General features: G+C 58.6%; 16 protein-coding genes. 11 read left to right on the top strand and 5 right to left on the bottom strand.

Annotated elements, in window-relative coordinates:
- Nucleotides 1–52 precede the first annotated feature (52 nt).
- From A7J50_RS23030 to A7J50_RS23010, 5 genes are all read left to right on the top strand, one after another.
- Nucleotides 53–961, top strand: coding sequence for a carbohydrate ABC transporter permease (locus A7J50_RS23030; protein WP_053257700.1), 909 nt, complete (start codon nucleotides 53–55; stop codon nucleotides 959–961).
- A complete protein-coding gene (locus tag A7J50_RS23025) occupies nucleotides 954–1,799 on the top strand; it encodes a carbohydrate ABC transporter permease (protein ID WP_064453873.1) in 846 nt (281 codons plus the stop codon). Before A7J50_RS23030 ends, A7J50_RS23025 begins: the two co-directional genes overlap by 8 nt.
- A 2-nt stretch (nucleotides 1,800–1,801) precedes the next feature.
- Nucleotides 1,802–2,962, top strand: a complete 1,161-nt coding sequence (locus tag A7J50_RS23020) for an ABC transporter ATP-binding protein (RefSeq protein WP_064453872.1) — start codon at nucleotides 1,802–1,804, stop codon at nucleotides 2,960–2,962.
- Between the two features lie 86 nt (nucleotides 2,963–3,048).
- On the top strand, nucleotides 3,049–4,401 hold the full coding sequence (locus A7J50_RS23015; RefSeq protein WP_064453871.1) for a carbohydrate porin: 1,353 nt from the start codon (nucleotides 3,049–3,051) through the stop codon (nucleotides 4,399–4,401).
- Between the two features lie 103 nt (nucleotides 4,402–4,504).
- Nucleotides 4,505–5,350 (top strand): D-hexose-6-phosphate mutarotase, encoded by an 846-nt coding sequence (locus tag A7J50_RS23010; RefSeq protein WP_064453870.1) that lies wholly within the window; start codon nucleotides 4,505–4,507, stop codon nucleotides 5,348–5,350.
- A gap of 130 nt (nucleotides 5,351–5,480) precedes the next feature.
- On the opposite strand, the gene A7J50_RS23005 is transcribed toward A7J50_RS23010, so the two are convergent.
- The gene (locus A7J50_RS23005) at nucleotides 5,481–6,341 is read right to left on the bottom strand and encodes a MurR/RpiR family transcriptional regulator (RefSeq protein WP_169875662.1); all 861 of its coding nucleotides are present in this window, start codon (nucleotides 6,339–6,341) and stop codon (nucleotides 5,481–5,483) included.
- Between the two features lie 219 nt (nucleotides 6,342–6,560).
- Between A7J50_RS23005 and zwf the strand changes: the two genes are divergently transcribed.
- The 3 genes from zwf to A7J50_RS22990 are packed head-to-tail and all read left to right on the top strand — an operon-like array spanning nucleotide 6,561 to nucleotide 9,410.
- Nucleotides 6,561–8,027 (top strand): glucose-6-phosphate dehydrogenase, encoded by a 1,467-nt coding sequence (zwf, locus tag A7J50_RS23000; RefSeq protein WP_064453869.1) that lies wholly within the window; start codon nucleotides 6,561–6,563, stop codon nucleotides 8,025–8,027.
- Nucleotides 8,014–8,727 (top strand): 6-phosphogluconolactonase, encoded by a 714-nt coding sequence (gene pgl, locus A7J50_RS22995; protein WP_064453868.1) that lies wholly within the window; start codon nucleotides 8,014–8,016, stop codon nucleotides 8,725–8,727. Before zwf ends, pgl begins: the two co-directional genes overlap by 14 nt.
- A gap of 17 nt (nucleotides 8,728–8,744) precedes the next feature.
- Entirely contained in the window at nucleotides 8,745–9,410 is a 666-nt protein-coding gene (locus A7J50_RS22990) for a bifunctional 4-hydroxy-2-oxoglutarate aldolase/2-dehydro-3-deoxy-phosphogluconate aldolase (protein ID WP_064453867.1), read from the top strand.
- 218 nt (nucleotides 9,411–9,628) lie between these two features.
- Here A7J50_RS22990 and A7J50_RS22985 read toward each other — a convergent pair whose 3' ends face one another.
- Together A7J50_RS22985 and A7J50_RS22980 are read right to left on the bottom strand one after the other, a co-directional pair.
- The gene (locus A7J50_RS22985; RefSeq protein WP_064453866.1) at nucleotides 9,629–10,804 is read right to left on the bottom strand and encodes an aminotransferase class V-fold PLP-dependent enzyme; all 1,176 of its coding nucleotides are present in this window, start codon (nucleotides 10,802–10,804) and stop codon (nucleotides 9,629–9,631) included.
- 11 nt (nucleotides 10,805–10,815) lie between these two features.
- On the bottom strand, nucleotides 10,816–11,052 hold the full coding sequence (locus tag A7J50_RS22980) for a DUF3820 family protein (protein ID WP_017139191.1): 237 nt from the start codon (nucleotides 11,050–11,052) through the stop codon (nucleotides 10,816–10,818).
- Nucleotides 11,053–11,256: 204 nt separating this feature from the next.
- Here A7J50_RS22980 and A7J50_RS22975 point away from each other — a divergent pair, with 204 nt between their 5' ends.
- Nucleotides 11,257–11,724 (top strand): ferritin-like domain-containing protein, encoded by a 468-nt coding sequence (locus A7J50_RS22975; protein WP_064453865.1) that lies wholly within the window; start codon nucleotides 11,257–11,259, stop codon nucleotides 11,722–11,724.
- A gap of 137 nt (nucleotides 11,725–11,861) precedes the next feature.
- Here A7J50_RS22975 and A7J50_RS22970 read toward each other — a convergent pair whose 3' ends face one another.
- The gene (locus A7J50_RS22970) at nucleotides 11,862–12,332 is read right to left on the bottom strand and encodes a MaoC family dehydratase (RefSeq protein ID WP_024077080.1); all 471 of its coding nucleotides are present in this window, start codon (nucleotides 12,330–12,332) and stop codon (nucleotides 11,862–11,864) included.
- Nucleotides 12,333–12,403: 71 nt separating this feature from the next.
- Nucleotides 12,404–13,348, bottom strand: coding sequence for an alpha/beta hydrolase (locus A7J50_RS22965; protein WP_064453864.1), 945 nt, complete (start codon nucleotides 13,346–13,348; stop codon nucleotides 12,404–12,406).
- A 222-nt stretch (nucleotides 13,349–13,570) separates the two neighbouring features.
- Here A7J50_RS22965 and fadD2 point away from each other — a divergent pair, with 222 nt between their 5' ends.
- Nucleotides 13,571–15,259: a long-chain-fatty-acid--CoA ligase FadD2 gene (gene fadD2 / locus A7J50_RS22960; protein WP_064453863.1), complete on the top strand. Its 1,689-nt coding sequence runs from the start codon at nucleotides 13,571–13,573 to the stop codon at nucleotides 15,257–15,259.
- 385 nt (nucleotides 15,260–15,644) lie between these two features.
- A complete protein-coding gene (fadD1, locus tag A7J50_RS22955) occupies nucleotides 15,645–17,336 on the top strand; it encodes a long-chain-fatty-acid--CoA ligase FadD1 (RefSeq protein WP_064453862.1) in 1,692 nt (563 codons plus the stop codon).
- Nucleotides 17,337–17,364 lie beyond the last annotated feature (28 nt).

Here is a 17,364-nt window from a genome sequence, read left to right as displayed (position 1 = left end):
CGCTTGTAGCTTGTAACTTGCAGCGGCCTTTATTCTTCTATTGGATTTTCCCATGAGTTCTGTTGCTGTGTTCAGCAAGGCCTCGCCGTTCGATGCACTGCAGCGCTGGCTCCCTAAACTGGTGCTGGCGCCCAGCATGTTCATCGTTCTGGTGGGCTTCTACGGCTACATCCTGTGGACGTTCGTTCTGTCGTTCACCACGTCCACGTTCCTGCCAAGCTACAAATGGGCAGGCCTTGCGCAATACGCGCGGTTGTTCGACAACGACCGCTGGTGGGTAGCGAGCAAGAACCTGGCTGTTTTTGGCGGCATGTTTATCGGCATCACCCTGGTGATTGGCGTGACGCTGGCGATCTTTCTCGACCAGAAAATCCGTCGCGAAGGCTTTATCCGCACCATTTACCTGTACCCGATGGCGCTCTCGATGATCGTGACCGGTACGGCCTGGAAATGGCTGCTCAACCCGGGCATGGGCCTGGACAAACTCCTGCGTGACTGGGGCTGGGAAGGCTTCCGCCTGGACTGGCTGATCGACCCCGATCGCGTCGTCTACTGCCTGGTGATTGCTGCTGTATGGCAAGCCTCCGGGTTCATCATGGCGATGTTTCTCGCCGGCCTGCGCGGCGTTGATCAGTCGATCATCCGTGCCGCCCAGATCGACGGCGCCAGCCTGCCGCGCATCTACTGGAGCGTGGTGCTGCCAAGCCTGCGTCCGGTGTTCTTCAGTGCGGTGATGATCCTGGCGCACATTGCGATCAAGAGCTTTGACCTGGTCGCCGCAATGACGGCCGGTGGCCCGGGCTACTCGTCCGACCTGCCTGCCATGTTCATGTACTCGTTCACCTTCAGTCGTGGCCAGATGGGCATGGGCTCGGCCAGTGCAATCCTGATGCTCGGCGCGATCCTCGCGATCATCGTGCCTTACCTGTACTCCGAGCTGAGGACCAAGCGTAATGACTAGTCTCGCCTCCAAACCGTCCATCAGCCTGAGCCGCATCGCGATTTACGCGGTGCTGATCATCGCTGTGCTGCTTTACCTGGTACCGCTGGTGGTGATGCTGCTGACCAGCTTCAAGACCCCGGAAGACATCAGCACCGGCAACCTGCTGAGCTGGCCGACCGTGGTCACCGGCATTGGCTGGGTCAAGGCCTGGGCCACGGTAGACGGCTACTTCTGGAACTCGATCAAGATCACCGTTCCGGCCGTACTGATCTCCACCGCCATCGGTGCGTTGAACGGCTACGTGTTGTCGTTCTGGCGCTTCAAAGGCTCGCAGCTGTTCTTCGGCCTGCTGCTGTTCGGCTGCTTCCTGCCGTTCCAGACCGTGCTGCTGCCAGCGTCGTTCACCCTCGGCAAGATGGGCCTGGCCAGCACCACCACGGGCCTGGTGTTTGTGCACGTGGTCTACGGGCTGGCATTTACCACACTGTTCTTCCGTAACTACTACGTCAGCATTCCAGATGCGCTGATCAAGGCGGCACGACTGGACGGTGCAGGTTTCTTCACCATCTTCCGGCTGATCATTCTGCCGATGTCGACGCCGATCATCATGGTCTGCCTGATCTGGCAGTTCACCCAGATCTGGAACGACTTCCTGTTCGGTGTGGTGTTCTCCAGCGGCGACTCGCAGCCCATCACGGTGGCGCTGAACAACCTGGTCAACACCAGCACCGGTGCCAAGGAATATAACGTGGATATGGCGGCGGCGATGATCGCCGGGCTGCCGACCCTGCTGGTCTATGTGATCGCAGGCAAGTATTTCGTGCGCGGCCTTACGGCCGGCGCGGTCAAGGGGTAATCATGGCTACGCTTGAACTTCGCAATGTAAACAAGACCTATGGCGCCGGCCTGCCCGACACCTTGAAGAACATCGAACTGTCGATCAAGGAAGGCGAATTCCTGATTCTGGTCGGCCCTTCGGGGTGTGGTAAATCCACACTGATGAACTGCATCGCCGGTCTGGAAACCATTACCGGCGGCGCCATCATGATCGGTGATCAGGATGTGAGCGGCATGAGCCCCAAGGACCGTGACATCGCCATGGTGTTCCAGTCCTACGCGCTGTACCCGACCATGAGCGTGCGCGAGAACATCGAGTTCGGCCTCAAAATCCGCAAGATGCCTCAGGCGGACATCGACGCCGAAGTGGCGCGCGTGGCCAAGTTGCTGCAGATCGAACACTTGCTTAATCGCAAGCCAGGCCAGCTGTCCGGTGGCCAGCAACAGCGTGTGGCAATGGGCCGTGCCCTGGCGCGTCGGCCGAAGATCTACCTGTTCGACGAACCGCTGTCCAACCTCGACGCCAAGCTGCGGGTCGAGATGCGTACCGAAATGAAACTGATGCACCAGCGCCTCAAAACCACCACCGTCTACGTCACGCACGACCAGATCGAAGCGATGACCCTGGGCGACAAAGTGGCGGTGATGAAGGACGGCATCATCCAGCAATTCGGTACGCCGAAAGAGATCTATAACGACCCGGCCAACCTTTTTGTGGCAAGCTTTATCGGTTCACCACCGATGAACTTCATTCCGCTGCGCCTGCAGCGCAAGGATGGCAAATTGGTGGCGCTGCTCGACAGTGGCCAGGCCCGTTGCGAGCTGCCGCTGGGTATGAATGACGCCGGCCTTGAAGATCGCGATGTGATCCTGGGGCTGCGCCCGGAGCAAATAGTGCTGGCCACGGGCGAAGCGAATGGTTCGTCGAGCATTCGTGCCGAAGTCCAGGTCACTGAGCCGACCGGTCCTGACACGTTGGTGTTCGTGCAACTCAACGACACCAAGGTCTGCTGCCGTCTCGCGCCGGACGTTGCACCGCAGGTCGGTGAGACCCTGACCCTGCAATTCGACCCGGCCAAGGTATTGCTGTTCGACGCCAAAACCGGCGAACGCTTGGGCACTGCTGCCTCATTGCCTGCACACGGGCATGCCGACAACGTGGCCCAATTCAAAGGCCGCTGAAGCAGATAACTTGTTGTTTTGGTTAAAAAAAAGTAACCCGCGTTAGATAAAAACAGTTAAATAACAATAAAGACGAGGATGTAGGGATGAAAAAGCAACACAACAACACTCGGCTGATCTGCCAACTGTCAGCAGCAGCAGCCCTGGTATTGTCCGCCAATGCGATGGCGGCCGATGCATTCAGCGCCGACTCCAAATGGATGACCGGTGATTGGGGTGGCGAGCGTACCAAGCTGATCGAGCAAGGTATCGACATCAAGGCTGACTACGTAGGGGAAGTTGGCGCCAACCTGAGCGGTGGCTACAACAACGATAAGACTGCCCGTTACGCTGACCAGTTTGGTCTGGGCGTAGCACTGGACCTGCAAAAACTGTGGGGCTGGGATAACACCCAGGCCAAGATCCAGTTGACCAACCGTAACGGCCAGAACATCTCCAATGACCGTATTGGCGATCCGCGCCCAGATTCCGGCACCTTGAGTTCGTCTCAGGAAGTGTACGGTCGTGGCCACATGGTGCGTCTGACCCAGTTCTGGATTCAGCACCAGATGTTCGATAACAAGCTGGACGTGAAACTCGGTTACTTCGGTGAAGGCGAAGACTTCAACACCTTCCCATGCGACTTCCAGAACCTGTCGTTCTGTGGCTCGCAGGTGGGTAACTATGTAAACACCTGGTACAACTGGCCGGTTGCCCAGGCCGCTATCCGCGTGAAGTACAACATCACGCCTGAGCTGTATGCGCAAATCGGTGCGTACAACCAGAACCCGTCGCAGCTTGAGCACGGCAATGGCTTCAAGCTCAGCGGCAGCGGCACCAAGGGCACGGTGATTCCGGTGGAATTGGTCTGGTCGCCGAAGGTCAATGGCCTCCCGGGCGAATACCGTGTGGGCTTCTACAAGAGCGCGGCGGATGCCAGCGACGTCCGTGAAGACATTAATGGCAACGATGCTGCCACTACCGGCTTGCCTTACCGTACTCGCAGCAGCAAAACCGGTTATTGGGGTGTTGTGCAACAGCAACTCACTACGCATAACGGTGATGCTTCCCGCGGCCTGAATATCGCAGCCAACGTCACGTTCCACGACAAGGACACCAACGTTGTCGACAACTATCAGTCGCTGATGCTTGTGTACAAAGGGCCGTTCGACGCGCGCACCAAAGATGACATCGGTATCGGTGTTGCACGCATCCACGCCAACAATGACGTGAAGAAAAACTCTGAACTGCTCAACACAGCTGGCGGTTTCACCGATTACGACCAATTGGGTTACGCACCGCTGCGCAACACTGAATACAACGTCGAACTCAACTACGGCGTTCACGTTACCAATTGGCTGACCGTGCGTCCTAACTTGCAATACGTCGTCCATCCAGGCGGCATTGATCAAGTCGACAACGCGTTGGTAGCCGGCCTGAAGATTCAGTCTACGTTCTAACGCTGTTGCGATAAGCTCCTTCTCTCTGTGCGCATTTTGCGGGTAGCCATGGCTATCCGCTTTTTTTTGGGCAGCACTGTGAAGTTATTCAGGACCGTGGCACATGCATGAGCATCCGCTGCAACGCTTTTTCAAATCCCTGCGTGAACGCCCTGTGTTTGCCTGGGAGCGCTTTCAGATGCGCGATGTGTTGGTGATCGACCATCCGCTGTGCCAGGCGGTGTTCAGCCGTCAGGGCGCGCAATTGCTGCACTTTCAGCCACGCGGCCAGAAACCCTGGCTGTGGTGTGCGGCCAAGTGGCCGCAAGTCGGCGCCATCCGTGGTGGCGTGCCGGTCTGCTGGCCGTGGTATGGGCGCCATCCGAGCGAAAACGCGTGGCCGTCCCATGGTTGGGCGCGGCTGATCGACTGGAAACTGCTCGACAGCAGCACCGACGACGATGGCGTGCGCCTGCACTGGCAATTGCAATTGTGCGACTGGCAGGTCGACCTGCACGCGCACTTGGGCGACACCCTGGAATTGCGCCTGTGCACCGAGCACCAGGACGAGTTGCCGTGCCAGTTGAGCCATGCGTTGCACGCCTATTGGCGTATCGGCAACGTCGGTGAGGTAGCGCTGTCTGGGCTCGACGGGGCGCAAGGTTATGATCAGCTCAATCGCCAGGTGTGCCAGCAGGACGGCGAGTTACGGGTGGACGGCGGGTGCCAGCGGGTGTTCCAGCACGAGGGTGAGCTGCACCTCAAGGACCATGCCTGGCAGCGCGAATTGTGCATCGACACCGGCGACAGCGCCGACACCGTGGTCTGGCACCCCGGCAGCCGGCCGTTACTGGGTGTGAGCTTTAACGAGGCGTCGGGGTTCGTGTGTGTGGAGTCGGCGATGGCCGGGGCGAGCTTGGCGCCGGGGGAGAGGGCGCACTTGAGTCTGCAGGCGAGGGCGGGTGTTTAGCGGTGTTGCTGATGGCGCCATCGCGGGCAAGCCCGCTCCCACATTTTGACCGGGTCCCACTTTGGAATACGGTCGAATGTGGGAGCGGGCTTGCTCGCGAAAGGGTCGGTACTGTTGGTAGAGATTCCTGCTAGTTGAACTCATCCCCCACCGGATACCGGCTGTCATTCAAGCTCTCTTTAATCTTGCGCAAGTGCGGCTGGAAATCCACGCCACGGCGCAAGGTCATGCCCGTTGCCAGCACATCCAGCACCGTCAACTGAATGATCCGCGAGGTCATCGGCATATAGATGTCGGTGTCTTCCGGCAGCGGAATGTTCAGGCTCACCGTGCTGGCCTTGGCCAGCGGCGAGTTTTCGGCGGTGACGCCCAGCACCGAGGCGCCGTTTTCCCGTGCGATACGCGCCACTTCCACCAGCTCACGGGTACGCCCGGTGTAGGAAATAATCACGAACAGCTCGCCGGTATGCGCCACCGACGCGATCATGCGTTGCATCAGTACGTCGGCATGGGCGGTGACGGACAGATTGAAGCGGAAAAACTTGTGCAGCGCATCCATGGCGACCGGCGCCGACGCGCCCAGGCCGAAGAAGTGGATCTGCCGCGCCTGAATCAACAGGTCCACGGCCTTGCTGATCAGGGCCGGGTCCAGGGCCTGACAGGCGCTGTCCAGCGAGGCAATGGCGCTGCCAAAGATCTTCTGCGTGTAGGCCTCAGGGTTATCATCGGCTTCCACGGCGCGGCTGACATACGCCGCACCGCTGGCCAAACTTTGCGCCAGCTGCAATTTAAGTTCAGGGTAACCGCTGACACCGAACGAACGGCAGAAACGGTTGACCGTCGGTTCACTGACCGAGGCGGCTTGGGCGAGGGCTGCGATAGAGAAGCGGGTCGCCTGCTGCGGGTTGAGCAGGATGACCTCGGCGACTTTTTTCTCAGCCTTGTTCAATTCTTCGAGGCGGTTCCGGATTTGTTCCAGAAGATTTCGCACGCGGTCCATTCAGTCTTTCCTTCGGGCGACGATGCAAATAAAGGGCGGTAACCCATCGACGAGTGGCCCTTTGCGGTGGCCTATCCTACTGAGGGTAGCTGAACACCACCACTCGGAATGCGTATTTTGGGAAAATGTTGTGGTTATTACTACATTTTTCCTTGAGTGATGCCTTGAAAAAAGGTATTTGTAGCTTAACTTGATAAAAGAACAAACATCATGCCTTTGATAACCGTAGAACCCTGCACCTTTGCCCTGTTTGGCGCCTTGGGTGATCTGGCGCTGCGCAAGTTATTTCCTGCACTCTATCAACTCGATGGCGCCGGGCTCCTGCACGACGACACGCGCATCCTGGCATTGGCCCGTGAAGCCGGGTCCGAGCAAGAGCACCTGGCCCATATCGAAAAAGAACTGCGTAAATACGTCGGCAATGAACTGGATGAAGCCGTGGCAGCGCGCTTCCTCGCACGCCTGGCCTACGTGCACGTCGATTTCATGAACGCCGATGACTACGTCATCCTGGCCGCAAAAGTCGGTGCCGAACAACGTCTGATCGCCTATTTCGCCACGCCTGCGGCGGTGTATGGCGCCATCTGCGAAAACCTGGCCAAGGTCGGCCTGGCGGAAAACACCCGAGTCGTGCTGGAAAAACCCATCGGTTCGGACCTGGAATCCTCGCGCAAGGTCAACGACGCCGTGGCGCAGTTTTTCCCGGAAAACCGCACGTACCGCATCGACCACTACCTGGGCAAAGAGACCGTCCAGAACCTGATTGCCCTGCGTTTCGCCAACAGCCTGTTCGAAACCCAGTGGAACCAGAACTACATCTCCCACGTGGAAATCACCGTGGCCGAGCAAGTTGGTATCGAAGGCCGTTGGGGTTACTTCGACAAGGCCGGCCAACTGCGGGACATGATCCAGAACCACTTGCTGCAACTGCTCTGCCTGATTGCCATGGACCCGCCGGCCGACCTGTCCGCCGACAGCATCCGTGACGAGAAGGTCAAGGTACTCAAGGCCCTGGCGCCGATCAGTCCGGAAGGCTTGACCACTCAAGTGGTGCGCGGCCAATACATCGCCGGCTACAGCGCCGGCAAGCCGGTGCCGGGTTACCTGGAAGAAGAAAACTCCAACACCCAGAGCGACACCGAAACGTTCGTCGCCCTGCGTGCCGATATTCGTAACTGGCGTTGGGCCGGGGTGCCGTTCTACCTGCGCACCGGCAAACGCATGCCGCAAAAACTGTCGCAGATTGTCATCCACTTCAAAGAACCCTCGCACTACATTTTCGCGCCCGAGCAGCGCCTGCAGATCAGCAACAAACTGATCATTCGCCTGCAGCCGGACGAAGGTATTTCCTTGCGTGTGATGACCAAGGAGCAGGGCCTGGACAAGGGCATGCAACTGCGCAGCGGCCCGCTGCAACTGAATTTTTCCGACACCTATCGCAGCGCGCGGATCCCCGATGCCTACGAGCGGTTGTTGCTGGAAGTGATGCGCGGCAATCAGAACCTGTTTGTTCGCAAAGATGAAATCGAAGCCGCGTGGAAATGGTGTGACCAGTTGATCGCCGGGTGGAAAAAATCCGGTGATGCGCCCAAGCCGTATGCGGCCGGGTCCTGGGGGCCGATGAGCTCGATTGCACTGATCACGCGGGATGGGAGGTCTTGGTATGGCGATATCTGAATTGAAACTGCCTCAGGGTGTAACAGCCCATGAGTACCGCTCGCCGACGTTGCTGGCGGATGGCTTGGCCCATGACGTGGCTGGGCAATTGCGCACGGCCATCAGCGCCCGTGGCGCGGCCACGTTGGTGGTGTCCGGTGGTCGCAGCCCCGTGGCGTTTTTCCAGAACCTGGCCAAGCAAGACCTGGACTGGTCCAACGTCACCATCACCCTGGCCGATGAGCGTTGGGTGCCGGTTGAGCATGCTGACAGCAATGCCGGCCTGCTGAAGAAATACCTGCTGCAAGGGCCGGCGGCCAAGGCCACGTTCCTCAGCCTGTACAACGTTGCCGCAAATCTGGAAGACGCCGCCGAACTGGCCGATCGCCAGTTGGCCGAGCTGCAAGCCATTGATGTGCTGGTACTGGGCATGGGCGATGACGGCCACACCGCATCGCTGTTTCCCAACAGCCCGAACCTGAGCGAAGCATTGAAAGCTGATGGCACCCGCCGTTGCTGGCCGATGCTGGCCCCGACCGTGCCGCACCAGCGCCTGACCATGAGTCGTGCACTGCTGGCCACGGCCCACTACACCGTGCTGTCGATTTCCGGCAGCTCGAAATTGACCACCTTGAGCGCCGCGCTGGCCAGTGACGACGTTGCTGCCATGCCGATTCGCGCGTTTTTGCAACCTACTTTAGAGATTTACTGGTGCCCATGAGCCAAGGATCAGCCGCTATGAAAAGCCCTCAATCGACCGTGTCCATGGCGGATAAAGTTGCCCTGATCGACAGCCTCTGCGCCAAGGCGCGGATCCTGCCGGTGATTACCATCGCCCGCGAACAGGACATCCTGCCGTTGGCCGATGCCCTGGCAGCCGGTGGCTTGACCGCATTGGAAGTGACCCTGCGTTCCGAGTTCGGCCTCAAGGCCATTCAGGTACTGCGTGAGCAACGCCCTGAACTGTGCACCGGTGCCGGCACCGTACTCGATCGTCATATGCTCGAAGCGGCGGAAGTGGCCGGCTCGCAATTTATCGTCACCCCAGGCATTACCCGCGACCTGCTGGAAGCCTCCGTGCACAGCCCGATCCCGTTGCTGCCAGGCATCAGCAATGCCTCAGGCATCATGGAAGGCTATGGCCTGGGTTATCGCCGCTTCAAGCTGTTCCCGGCTGAAGTCAGCGGCGGCGTGGCGGCCATCAAGGCCCTCGGCGGCCCGTTCGGCGAAGTGAAATTCTGCCCGACCGGCGGCGTGGGTCCGGCCAACATCAAACACTACATGGCGTTGAAAAACGTGATGTGCGTGGGCGGTAGCTGGATGCTGGACCCGGAATGGGTCAAGAACGGCGACTGGGCACGCATCCAGGAAGTCACCGCACAGGCGCTGGCGCTGCTGGACTGATCTGATTTACCGAATCGTTGTTGCTGTGCTTAACGGCATTTTTGCGGTGCACTTGGTCGGTGTGCCGCTTTTTTTTGCCTGCGAAAAACTCGAATCCGATACCGATTAATGTGGGAGCGGGCTTGCTCGCGAATGCGCTGGTTCAGTTGGCATATTCGTTGACTGACACACCGTATTCGCGAGCAAGCCCGCTCCCACACAAGCCAGCTCCCACATTTTTAATCCGCGTTTAGTTCAGTGATCGCTTTGACCAGTACACCGATATCCGCCGCCGACGTCACCAACCCCGGCGTCACTCGAATACACGTGCCAAACGCTGCCCCGACACGGGTAGTGGTGAACAGGTCGTACTCCTTGAGCAACCGGTCCGCCATCGCCTGCTGATCCCGGCCAATGAACTTGAATGCCGTGATCCCGCAATACAGCCGTGGGTCATCCGACGTCAGCACCTCTATCCCGGGCAATTGACGCACCTGGCTCACCCATAAGTCGCGCAGGTAATTGACGCGCGCGCCCTTGGCCGCCGAGCCACCCAATGAGCAGTGTTCCTCCAGCACCAGCGGCAAGGTCATCAGGGCTGGAAAGTTCGGCGTGCTGTAGGGCGTACGAGCGCGCACGTCGCTGGCGGGATAGTGGAACTCGCCCATGTCCGGGTCGATATCCGCCAGGCGCTCAGGGGCTATATAGAGAAAGCCCAGGGTCAGCGGTGCGCCGATCCATTTATGCAGGTTGAAGCCGGCGAACTGAATGCCCAGTTCGGCAAGGTTGAACTCGATCTGGCCCAGGGCATGGGCACCGTCGAGTATCACGTCGACGCCATGCGCGCGTGCGGCGCTGGCGATTGCCGCGACCGGCATCACCAGCCCGGTACGGTGGGTGACGTGGGTGAGGGCCATCAGTTTGAGGCGCGGGTACCGCGCGAACGCATCGCGATACGTCTGCACCAGGCTGTCGACAGTGGCCGGGTGCGTGTGGGACACCTCGATCACCTCCACGCCCCGATAGCCTGCCAGCCAGCGCATCGCACCTTTGACCGTGTCGTATTCGAGGTCGCTGATCAGCACCTGGTCGCCCGGTTGCAGGCCGTTGTAGTTGCGGATCAATGACTGCAACGCTTCGGTGGCATTGCGGGTGAAGGCAATTGCCTCTGGGTCGGCGTCAATCAGCCCGGCCAGTTGGCGAAGGATCTCGACGTTTTGACCTTGCTCGAACCGTTGGCGCACATACAACGAGTTGCTGCGATTGATAAATGCAACGTGCTCCAGGTACTGCGCTCGTACTGCGCGGCTCATGCGCCCGAAATAGCCGTTTTCCAGATTGATCGGGCCAGGCTCCAGCTCATAGTGCTGGGCAATGGCCTGCCAGTGGCGTTCGTTATCTGCGTTCCTTGGCATGGCATTGGCTCTTAATGGCGAGGGGCGGGTTTGCCGTGTTTTACGCGCAGCGGTTCCAAGAGTTCGGACAGGCCGTTGTGGTCGATTTCCTGCATCAATGCCAGCAAACCGCCCAGCTCGCCGTGGGGGAAACCTTCACGGGCAAACCAGTTCAGGTAGGGGCCGGGCAGGTCGGCGATGATCCGTCCCTTGTATTTGCCGAAGGGCATTTCACGGGTGATCAGCAGTTCGAGTTTTTCGGGGTTCATGGGCTTCAGTGTTTGAGTCGAGACCTTGGAAAATACAGGCATTCTGCATGAAGGCCAAATGACAGATCATGCAAATAACGTACATACAGATGGTTCATTAATTTTTAAGTCATTGAAAAATAAAGAAAAATACTTTTTTAAAAACTTGGCACGGGCGCTGCAATCATTAAGACACGTTTCTTAACCCGCACAAGGAATTGAAAAATGACTGACATCAATAAAGAATCGATCTCCGTACTGAACGACCTGATCGAGACCAGCAAAGACGGCCAGAAAGGCTTCGCGACCTGTGCTGAAGACATCAAGCACCCAGAGCTCAAAGCCCTGTTCGTCAAGCGCTCCACCGACTGCGCCACCGCTGCCGTCGAATTGCAGACCGCTGTTAAAGCCCTGGGCGGCGACCCGGAAAAGTCCGGTTCGGTTGCCGGCGCCTTGCACCGTGGCTGGGTCGACGTGAAGTCGCTGGTTACCGGTAAAGATGAAGAGGCTGTCCTGAACGAAGCCGAGCGCGGTGAAGACCACGCACTGAAGGCTTACAAGGAAGCGATCGAGAAGATCAACAAGCACAACCTGCTGGGTATTCGTGACCTGGTAGAGCGTCAGTTCCACGGCGCACAACGCAACCACGACCAGGTGAAAGCCCTGCGTAACCAGGCTCGCGCTCAGTCGTAAGACCTGCTGTGTAACAAATGTGGGAGCGGGCTTGCCCGCGAAGACGGTGGGTCAGTCAACCTCTCAGGTGACTGACCCACCGCTTTCGCGAGCAAGCCCGCTCCCACATGTGCTTGGTATTAACCTTGACGCTGCAATCAGCCGATGCTGATCGGCGGCAACTCGGTCAAGGTCACGACCTGCTGCTTGCGTGGCGCGAGGATTTCCGCCTCGCCATCGACCACCAGCTCATCGCGCTGGTTGAATACACGGGTGGCAATGCGCACGCGAAATTTTGGCAACTTTTCGAGGATTTCCAGACGCACGGTCAGGGTGTCGCCGATTTTTACCGGCTTCTGAAAAGTCATCTGCTGGCCGATATAAATGGTGCCCGGCCCAGGCAACTCGCAGGCAACCGCCGCACTGATCAGGGCGCCGCTGAACATGCCGTGGGCGATACGCTCCTTGAACATGGTTGCTTTGGCGTACTCGGCATCCAGGTGCACGGGGTTATGGTCGCCGGACATGGCGGCGAACAACTGGATATCGCGCTCCTCGACGGTCTTGCTGTAGCTGGCGGTCTGGCCGACTTCGAGGGCTTCGTACGGGGTGTTGGTAACCTGAGTCATCTAAAGGTACATCCTGTGGCTAATCGCTAATTTAATTGGCTGATTCTAAGGTATTGATTTTAAACGTAAATTTATTCGCAGCGGGTCGGCCTGTGCAGCGCCAGTGTCTGGTCGAGCCATGTCAGTACATCCGCTGTGACTTCATCGCGGTTGGTTTCGTTGAACACTTCATGACGCGCCTGCGGGTAGATATTCAGTTGCAGGTTCTGGCAGCCGGCCTCGCGCAGTGCGTGGGCCAGGTTTTTGAGACGCTTGCCTTCACTCACCGGATCACATTCTCCGCCCATCACCAGGATCGGCAGGCCCGGGACGATCTGCTCGAGATTGGACGCTTTGCTGATTTGCTGCAAGCCGCCCAACAAGTCGATCCATAGCTGGTTGGTGCAGCGGAAACCACACAGCGGATCGTTGATGTACTTATCGACTTCATTCGGGTCGCGGCTGAGCCAATCAAACGCCGTGCGGTTGGGCTTGAACGCCTTGTTGAACGAGCCGAATGACAGGAACTCGATCAGTGCGCTGCGCCCGCGCAAGCCCTGGCGTGCCCGTTCGAGGCGAGCGATCACCCCGGCGGCGCGGTACAGCGCCACAGGCTGGAAGTTTGAACCGCTGAGAATCACCCCCTTCAAGCTGGCGCTGTGGTGCAACAGGTAGGCCTGGGCGATATAGCTGCCCATGCTGTGCCCCAGCAGAATGATCGGCAGCCCGGGCTGCTGTTGGCCGATGTGCTGGTTGAGGCTGGCAAGGTCGCCGACTACCTTGTTCCACCCATCCTTCTCGGCGTAGAGCCCCAGTGTGCCCTCGTCGGCGGTGCGGCCATGACCGCGCTGATCCAGCGCATACACGCCATAGCCGGCTGTGCACAACGCGTCGGCCAGGCCTGCATAACGCCCGCTGTGCTCGGCCATGCCGTGGGACAACATGATCATGGCCTTGGCGGGGCCTTCCGGCAGCCATTGATTGACGTACAGGCGGCTGCGGTCATTCGCGGTCAGCCAGAAGGTGCTGTGGTTCATGGCGCTTCCTTTGCTCGAGGTCGTTGCAGTGTATAGCTCATCCCCAGGCTTGCATCTGATCTGTGCAGGCCCTTGTAGGAAGATTCACGCAATTGATGACGCTGTTTCCTGTATTTGCCTGATTGGCTATAGCTGCTAACGTCCCCAAAGCTCCGCTTTTTATAGCAGCCTGCTTTTTACAGCTGCAGCGGCCGGACACACTCAGGTAAGAGGACAAGAATAATGCAACCTGATTTCTGGAATGACAAACGCGCGGCGGGCGTTCCCAATGACATCGACCTCAGCACCTACAGGTCGGTGATCGAAGTCTTCGAACGTTCCTGCAAGGCCTTTGCCGACCGTCCGGCATTCAGCAACATGGGCATCACCCTGACCTACGCTGAGCTTGAGCGCCAGAGTGCGGCGTTCGCCAGCTACCTGCAACAGCACACCGACCTCAAGCCTGGCGAGCGCATTGCGGTGCAGCTGCCCAACGTGCTGCATTACCCGATTGCGGTGTTTGGCGCGTTGCGCGCCGGGCTCATCGTGGTCAACACCAACCCCTTGTACACCCCGCGCGAGATGCGCCACCAGTTCAAGGACGCTGGTGTGCGTGCGCTGGTCTACCTCAACCTGTTCGGTTCGCGCGTGCAGGAAGTGTGTACCGATACCGAGATCGACTACCTCATCGAAGCCAGGATGGGCGACTTCATGCCGGCCGCCAAGGGCTGGCTGATCAACACCGTGGTCGACAAGGTGAAGAAAATGGTCCCGGCCTACCACCTGCCACGGGCGGTATCGTTCAAGCGCGCGTTGCGCATGGGCGCAGGGCAGGGCCTGATTCGGCATCCGGTGACCCTGGATGACATCGCGGTGCTGCAATACACCGGCGGCACCACTGGACTGGCCAAGGGCGCGATGCTCACCCATGGCAACCTGGTCGCCAATATGCAGCAGGCGCGGGCGTGCATGTCCCAACTCACCGACGACGGCCAGCCGCTGGTGAAAGAAGGCCAGGAGGTGATGATCGCGCCGCTGCCGCTGTACCACATCTATGCATTTACGGCGAACTGCATGTGCATGATGGTGACCGGCAACCACAACGTGCTGATCACCAACCCGCGGGACATCGGCGGTTTTATCAAGGAACTGAAAAAGTGGCGGTTCTCCTGCCTGTTGGGGCTGAACACGCTGTTTGTAGCGCTGATGGATCACCCGGACTTCAAGACCCTGGATTTTTCCCACCTCAAGATCACCAATTCCGGCGGCACGGCACTGGTCAAGGCCACCGCCGAGCGCTGGAAAGCGTTGACCGGTTGTTCCATCGGCGAAGGCTACGGCCTGACCGAAACCTCACCGGTGGCCAGCACCAACCCGTATGGTAGCCAGTCGCGCCTGGGAACCGTGGGTGTTCCAGTGCCGGGCACGGCGATGAAAGTTATCGACGACGAAGGGCGCGAGCTGCCTTTGGGTGAGCGCGGCGAGCTGTGCATCAAGGGGCCGCAGGTGATGAAGGGCTACTGGCAGCAACCGGTAGCCACCGCCGAGACCTTGGACGCTGAGGGTTGGCTGAAAACCGGTGACATCGCGGTGATCGATGCCGATGGGTTCGTGAGCATTGTTGATCGCAAGAAAGACCTGATCATCGTCTCGGGCTTCAACGTGTACCCCAACGAGATCGAAGACGTGGTGATGGCCCACCCGGCGGTAGCCAACTGCGCCGTGATCGGCGTACCGGATGATCGCACGGGGGAGGCGGTGAAGCTGTTTGTGGTGGCGCGTACGCAGGGCGTCAGCCTTGAGGAACTGAAGGCATACTGCAAGACCAATTTCACCGGGTACAAGGTGCCCAAGCATATTGTGTTGCGCGAGTCGTTGCCGATGACGCCGGTAGGCAAGATTCTGCGGCGGGAGCTGCGCGACATCGCTTGATATGAAGTGCGTTTAAAAAATGTGGGAGCGGGCTTGTTCGCGAATGCGGTGTATCAGTCACCAGATGTATCGACTGAAGCGCCGCATTCGCGAGCAAGCCCGCTCCCACATTGTTATTTATTGTGCTGAAAGGCGCATTCCAGAGCGATTTTAAGCGTTATAGAATCTTTGCTCTAAAAATGACTACTGCATGTTCTTGAGTCATGTTTATGACTGTAGGGCCCTCTTTTGGCTCTAGGCGGCCCTTGGCAAAGCTGCTACTCTCGGCGCGCTTTGTGACTTCTCGGCCTGCTTGAAAGCGCCAGACTCACCTTAAAAAAACATACACCAATAATAATCGCATCAAATGCGATGATGAATTCGCGTCGCTGAGGAGTGGGCTTCCATGAACGAAGACTTTTGGAAGGATAAGTACCCCGCCGGGATTGCTGCAGACATCAATCCAGACGAGTATCAAAATATTCAGGCGGTACTGAAACAGTCCTGCCAGCGCTTCGCCAACAAACCGGCTTTCAGCAACCTGGGCAAGACAATCACCTACGGTGAACTGTACGAATTGTCCGGCGCTTTCGCCGCCTACCTGCAACAGCATACCGACTTGAAGCCTGGCGATCGAATCGCCGTGCAACTGCCCAACGTCCTGCAATACCCGGTCGCCGTGTTCGGCGCCATTCGTGCGGGCCTGATCGTGGTCAACACCAACCCGCTGTACACCGCGCGGGAAATGGAACACCAATTCAATGATTCCGGAGCCAAGGCTCTGGTTTGCCTGGCCAACATGGCGCACCTGGCTGAAAAAGTCGTGCCCAAGACCGTCGTCAAGCACGTGATCGTCACCGAAGTCGCTGACCTGTTGTCGCCGTTCAAGCGCCTGCTGATCAACAGCGTCATCAAGTACGTGAAAAAAATGGTCCCGGCGTATCACTTGCCCAAGGCGATCAAGTTCAACGACGTGCTGGCCAAGGGGCACGGCCAACCGGTCAATGATGCCAGCCCGGCCAGCGGCGATGTCGCCGTGCTGCAATACACCGGCGGCACCACCGGCGTGGCCAAGGGCGCAATGCTCACCCACCGCAACCTGGTTTCCAACATGTTGCAGTGCAAGGCGCTGATGGGCTCCAACCTCAATGAAGGTTGCGAGATCCTGATCACGCCGCTGCCGCTTTACCACATCTATGCCTTCACCTTTCATTGCATGGCGATGATGCTGATCGGCAACCACAACATTCTGATCAGCAACCCGCGCGACTTGCCGGCGATGGTCAAGGAACTGTCGAAGTGGAAGTTCAGCGGCTTTGTCGGCCTGAACACTCTGTTTGTGGCGCTGTGCAACAACGAAGGCTTCCGCAAGCTGGACTTCTCCGCGCTCAAAGTCACCCTGTCCGGCGGTATGGCGCTGCAACTGGCAGCGGCCGAGCGTTGGAAAGACGTGACGGGCTGCAATATTTGCGAAGGTTACGGCATGACCGAAACCAGCCCGGTGGCGACGGTCAACCCGATCCAGAACATCCAGATCGGCACCATCGGCATTCCGGTGCCCTCTACCGTGTGCAAAGTCATCACCGATGACGGCGTCGAACTGGCCCTGGGTGAAATCGGCGAGCTGTGCGTCAAAGGCCCACAGGTGATGAAAGGCTACTGGCAGCGTGAAGACGCTACCGCCGAGATCCTCGACAGCGAAGGCTGGTTGAAGACCGGCGACATCGCGATCATCCAGCCGGATGGCTACATGCGCATTGTCGACCGCAAGAAAGACATGATTCTGGTCTCCGGTTTCAACGTCTACCCGAACGAGCTGGAAGATGTGCTGGCGACCCTGCCGGGCGTGCTGCAGTGTGCGGCCATTGGCGTGCCTGACGAAAAATCCGGGGAGCACATCAAGATCTTCATCGTGGTCAAGCCAGGGGCTACCCTGACCAAGGACCAGGTGATGGAACACATGCGCGCCAATGTCACCGGCTACAAGGTGCCCAAGGCCGTTGAGTTCCGTGATGCGCTGCCGACCACCAACGTGGGCAAGATCCTGCGCCGTGAGTTGCGCGATGAAGAGCTGAAGAAGCTGGGCCTCAAAAAGTAACCCAATAAAAAAACCCGCCATGCGGGGT

This window comes from Pseudomonas antarctica (genome assembly GCF_001647715.1).
Lineage (GTDB): Bacteria > Pseudomonadota > Gammaproteobacteria > Pseudomonadales > Pseudomonadaceae > Aquipseudomonas > Aquipseudomonas antarctica_A.
Note: the sequence above shows the minus strand (reverse complement) of the source record. Positions and strands in the feature narration are given on the sequence as shown.